The sequence below is a fragment of the Streptomyces sp. WAC06614 genome (genome assembly GCF_003949795.1).
GTDB lineage: Bacteria > Actinomycetota > Actinomycetes > Streptomycetales > Streptomycetaceae > Streptomyces.
The window spans coordinates 1-4,661 of record NZ_RPRY01000444.1 but is presented as its reverse complement, the minus strand read 5'-3'; the positions used below and the strand labels follow the sequence as shown (position 1 = coordinate 4,661).

The 4,661-nt window shown below is 77.6% G+C and carries 3 protein-coding genes and 1 pseudogene; all 4 read right to left on the bottom strand.

All coding sequences use genetic code 11. From position 1 onward, the window contains the following. Nucleotides 1–239: 239 nt before the first annotated feature. A pseudogene (locus EF918_RS32790) lies at nt 240–395 on the bottom strand (forkhead-associated protein); the annotation flags it as partial. 100 nt (nt 396–495) lie between these two features. Continuing rightward, entirely contained in the window at nt 496–1,818 is a 1,323-nt protein-coding gene (locus EF918_RS32785; RefSeq protein ID WP_125652545.1) for a VWA domain-containing protein, read from the bottom strand. A gap of 12 nt (nt 1,819–1,830) precedes the next feature. Then, nucleotides 1,831–3,243 carry a protein phosphatase 2C domain-containing protein gene (locus EF918_RS32780; protein ID WP_125652544.1) on the bottom strand — a complete coding sequence of 471 codons (1,413 nt, stop codon included), beginning with the start codon at nt 3,241–3,243 and terminating at the stop codon, nt 1,831–1,833. A gap of 3 nt (nt 3,244–3,246) precedes the next feature. Then, nucleotides 3,247–4,661 (bottom strand): tetratricopeptide repeat protein (locus EF918_RS38745; RefSeq protein WP_260610891.1); only part of this gene is annotated, 1,415 nt, incomplete at its 5' end.

Below are 4,661 nucleotides of genomic sequence, written 5' to 3'. Positions count from 1 at the left end.
GTCCACGTGGGTGCCTGGACCACCATCACGGTCCGCCGCGGCCGGGGCGGCCACCGGAGCCGCGACCGGGGGCACGGCAGGCGTCGGGGCCGGAGCCGGAGGAGCCGGGGGTGTCGGCGGCGGGAGCAGCCAGTCGTCCTCGCCCTCGGCGGTCAGCGGCTCGGCCGGCCGGTTGACCCGCGAGGGCCGGGCTTCCCGCCGGAGGCGGACCCGTTCGGCTACCAGGACTCCCGGCCCTCGTAGGAGGTCGCGGTCCGGGTCAGGAAGTTGTACCGGCACTCCTCGCAGAACGGCGCCATCGCCTCGCGCGGCGTCCGGCACTCCGGGCAGAGCTCGGCCTGGGCGGTCGGCTCGCCGCCGGCGGAGGGGAAGTCGTAGGCGCGGCCGGGGGTCATGCGGTGGCCGCAGACCTCGCACCAGTCGCCGGAGGCCGATGTGTGGCCGTTCGGACAGGTCGGCATGGCGGCCCTTCCCCCTTCTTCCTGCGTGGTCACGTCAGGTTCGCTTCACTCGGACGGTACGGGTCGAACGCGTGTCGAGAGCCATCTCGTCGGCGTCGGCGACCTGCGCCTTCAGCCGCACAGTACCCGCCACGGCGTCCACCACGTCCACCACCTTGGCGAGGAGTTTCGCGGTGTCCTCGTTGCCGGAGGCGTCGGCGAGCTGCACGGCCCGGCCCAGCTTGGCGGTGGCGTCCCGCGCGTCGCCCAGCCGGCGGGCCCGCAGGCCCTGCTGGATCACCCGGGCGAGCTCGGCCTGGCCGGTGTAGTGGGCCACCTGGGTGTCGATCGCGGTCGAGGCGGCGAGGTCGTCGGTCCACACCGCGCGGACCAGACCGTGGCAGAGCACCTCGGGCGGGGACCCGGCCGGGCCGGGCAGCACCAGGGAGGCACGGGCGGCCAGCATCTCCTGGCCGACCCGCCCGCCCTCGGGGACCCGTACGCACACGTGGTACTCGCGGGACTCGTCGCCCCAGGAACCCGTCGGGTAGTCACCGGCCCGCGGGCCGGCCTCCGTGCGCCGCCCGGTGAGGTCCTCCACGCTCGGGGCGACCTGCTTGACGTACCGGACCTCCGCCCCGACCGGGGTCCACAGGCGCAGGGACACGTCCGCGACCTCCTTGCCCATGACGTGCTCCATCAGGCGGGTGAAGTCCTCGGTCAGGTGCGCCGGGTCGGCGACGATGTCGGCCGTGCCGAGCAGGGCCCGGGCGATCCCGGTGACCTCCGCGACCTCCCAGTCGGTGCCGACCCCGCGGGCGTCGCAGGTGAACCGGCCCGCGCAGGCCTCCAGCCGGGCGCGCAGCGCGGCGGGCTCCTCGTGCTCGTTGCGGCCGTCGGTCAGCAGGATGCCGTGCCGCACGGCCGCCGGGGACCGGCGCAGCAGCGCGTCGGCCAGGCCCAGCCAGGTGCCGATCGCGGTGCCGCCGCCGGCGGTCAGCCGGGCGAGGGCTTCCTTGGCCTCGGCCCGGGTGGTGGCGTCCGCCACCGCGAGCCGACCGGCGCCCGGGTAGACCTCCCGGGCCTGGTGGGTGCCGGCGACGATCGCGAAGCCGGTGCCGTCGCGCAGGGTGTCGACCGCCGCGGCCGTGGCCTCGACGGCCCCGCGCAGCTTGGCGGGCGGATGGTCCATGGAGCCCGAGCAGTCCACCATGATCACGACGGCGGCTCCGCCCGGGGCCGGCGTGCGGGCGGTCGCGCCGCCCGTGGCGGTGACGTTGACGATGGCGTGGACGTCCCGGCCGCCGGCCGGCAGGAACGCGTTCTGGTACACCTCCACGGTGAAGCGCGGGGCACTCGGCTTGGCGAAGTTCGCCATCGGCGCGACTCCTTACGCGTCGGGGCCCGGGGGAACGGCGAAGGGGACGACGGCCACGGTCACGTTGTCGTGGCCACCGCCGTCGAGGGCGTGGCCGACCAGCACCTGGGCGCTGTGCAGCGGGTGTTCGGCGGCGTCGGCCGGCAGGACGTGGGCCATCTCCTGTGCGGACTCGGCATAGTTCCACAGGCCGTCCGTGCAGACCACCACGACACCCGGGTGGTCGGGCCGGAAGGTTCTGGTGTGCGGTTCGAGCTCGTACGCGTCCGCGCCCAGCCAGCCGGTGATGGCGTGCGCGCGCACGTCGGCGTACGCCTCGGCCTCGCCCATCAGGCCCGCGGCGACCATCTGGGCGGCCCAGGAGTCGTCCTCGGTGAGCCGGCGCGGCAGCGCGGCCCGGTCGTCGGGCACCCAGTACGCGCGGCTGTCGCCGACCCAGCCGATGGTCAGCAGGCCCCCGCTGACCACCGCGCCGACCAGGGTGCAGGCGGGGGCGTTCTGGGCGCCGGGGACCTCCGGGGCCAGGGCGTTGACGGCCTGGGCGGCGGCCAGGATCGCCTCGTGCATGGCCTCCTGCGGGTGGGTGCCGCGGGGGAGGGCGTCGAGCAGGAACTCGTTGGCGGTGGCCGCGGCGGCGGCGGAGGCGTCGTCGGGGCGGCTGGCCGAGGACACGCCGTCGCAGACGATGGCCACCGTGGCGGTGGAACCGTCGGCGAGCGCGGTCGCGGCCACGGCGAAGGAGTCCTCGTTGCGGTGGTGGCGCAGCCCGCGGTCGCTGACCGCGGCCACACTGCCGAGCTCCTCCTCCAGGTGGTCGCGTTCGCGGGGCTGGGCGTGGCCGCAGTGCTCGCAGTAGCCGTCGGTGTCCACCCGGCCCGCGCGGCAGGCCACGCACACCTTGCCGGTGCCGCCGGGCGCCGCCGTGTCCCCGGCGGGGCCGTCCCCCGCGGGGGCGCCCGTGCCGGGCGCGTCCGCGGCGGGCTGTTCCGGGGCCGGCGGGACGGGGCCGCTGCGCGGGTCGTCGGGCTCCGGGTCGTGCGCCACGGCCGCCGCGGGGGCGGGGGTGTCGTAGCGGGTCGGTCGGCCGGCCGCGCCGGGTGCGCCGGGTGCGCCGGGTGCGGCGGGCGTGCCGGGCGCTGTCGGCGTGGCCCCGCCCGCGGTGGCCGGCGGGGCGGCGGCGAAGCCGAAGCCGAAGGTGGTGTCGCGGGCCTGGTCCGGCGGGCTGTGCAGCGGGAGCGTCGGCCGGTCGGGGCCGGCCGCAGGGGCCGTCGGGGCCGTCGGGGCCGTCGGGGCCGTCGTGTCCGTGGGGGCCGTCGCGGACGGCGGTGGCACGGAGACGTCGTACCCGCAGACACCGCAGAAACGGTCACCCTCCTCCAGGGGCTCGGCGCAACTGGGGCAGCCCGACGGCCGATGCATCGACATCTCTCACACCCACGTCCGGGGACGGAAACGGTTTGCCCGTTCCACCAGTTCGATCCTTTCCTCGCCCCGCTGGGCCAGCCGGGCCAGCACGCGGTACGAGCGCTCCAGGCCGAAGCGCAGGCCCCGCTCGTCCAGTTGACTGCCGAGCAGCGAGGTCCGGCCGGGGTCGGCACCCCGGCTACCCGACAGTACCCAGTCCAGGGCCGTGCCCAGAACTTCCGTGCGCAACCGCTCGTGGCGCTCGGCGTCCAGCCCGAACCGTTCCAGGGCCGCCACCTGCGCGGCGGCCGCCGTCAGATCGGGCAGCAGGGCCTCCTGCGGTGACCGCTCGCGCAGGCGTGCGCGTACGGCTGCCACCCGGGCGGCCGTGCAGTGGATCGAGGACTCCGGTACGGACTCCAGCGTGCGGACGGCTCCGGCCCGGTCGCCGGTGGCCAGTTGGACCCGGGCCAGGCCGAACGCGGCGCTGACGAAGCCGGGGTCGGTGGTCCACACGAGGCCGTAGTACTCGGCGGCGTTGTCCAACTGGCCGAGGATCTCGGCGCACAGGGCCAGGGCCAGCTTGGGCGCGGGCTCACCGGGGAAGGCGTCGTAGACCGCGTCGAAGGAGAGCGCCGCGGTCTCGTCGTCGCCCGTGGCGAGGGAGGCGATGCCCCGGGCCCAGACGACCCGCCAGTCGTCCGGGTCACGGGCCTCCAGCCCGGCCAGCGCCGCCAGGGCCGGCTCGGGCTCGCCGAGCTCCAGCCGGGCCCGCACCTCGCGCAGCCGCAGCTCGGGGGTGTCGGCGGGGGCGGCCGGGAGCGCACTGAGCAGGTCGCCCGGCGCGGAGGCGGACAGGCCCGCCAGGAAGGCGGCGTTGGGGTCGCCCGGATCGACGAGCGGCACGGGCAACGCCAAGGCCGTCCCCCGGACGTCCAACACCCCGAGCCCCACGACCACCCCGTCGCTCCCGGGCCCCTGCCCGACCCCGGCAGCCACGGCCGGGACGGCTGCGCCCGGGACCGGGGCCGGGACGGCTGCGCCCGCGGCCGTCGGCCGGCCGGCCGGCCCCGCCGCCGGAGCCGGCGGGCTCGGGACCGGCGCGCCGGATGCCCGGCCGGCGGCTGCGCCCGTCCCCGCCGGGAACTGCTGCGCGGCCGCGGCCGCGACCCGTACCGCCGGCTCGGGCGCATGCCGTGGGCCCGGCAGGTGCGCCCCGGCCACATGGGTGGCGGGCGCCGACATCCCGCCGCGCGCGGCACCGTCCAGGCCGTACGGCGCACCCTCGGCCGGACCGGAGGCCCCGGCGAGCCCGTGCGCGGGCCCGGCACCGGGGCCGTGTCCGCCCGCGCCGGCGAAAGCGCCGCCCTCGTCGGGCGCCGGGCCCGGCGGCGGGGCCTCGGTCGGCAGGGTGGTGGCGTGGGGGGCGCGGGTCGTGC

What these genes read in the sequence shown, in the direction of transcription:
- EF918_RS32785 (WP_125652545.1), bottom strand. Translation starts at nt 1,818, where the DNA reads ATGGCGAACTTCGCCAAGCCGAGTGCCCCGCGCTTCACCGTGGAGGTG.
- EF918_RS32780 (WP_125652544.1), bottom strand. Translation starts at nt 3,243, where the DNA reads ATGTCGATGCATCGGCCGTCGGGCTGCCCCAGTTGCGCCGAGCCCCTG.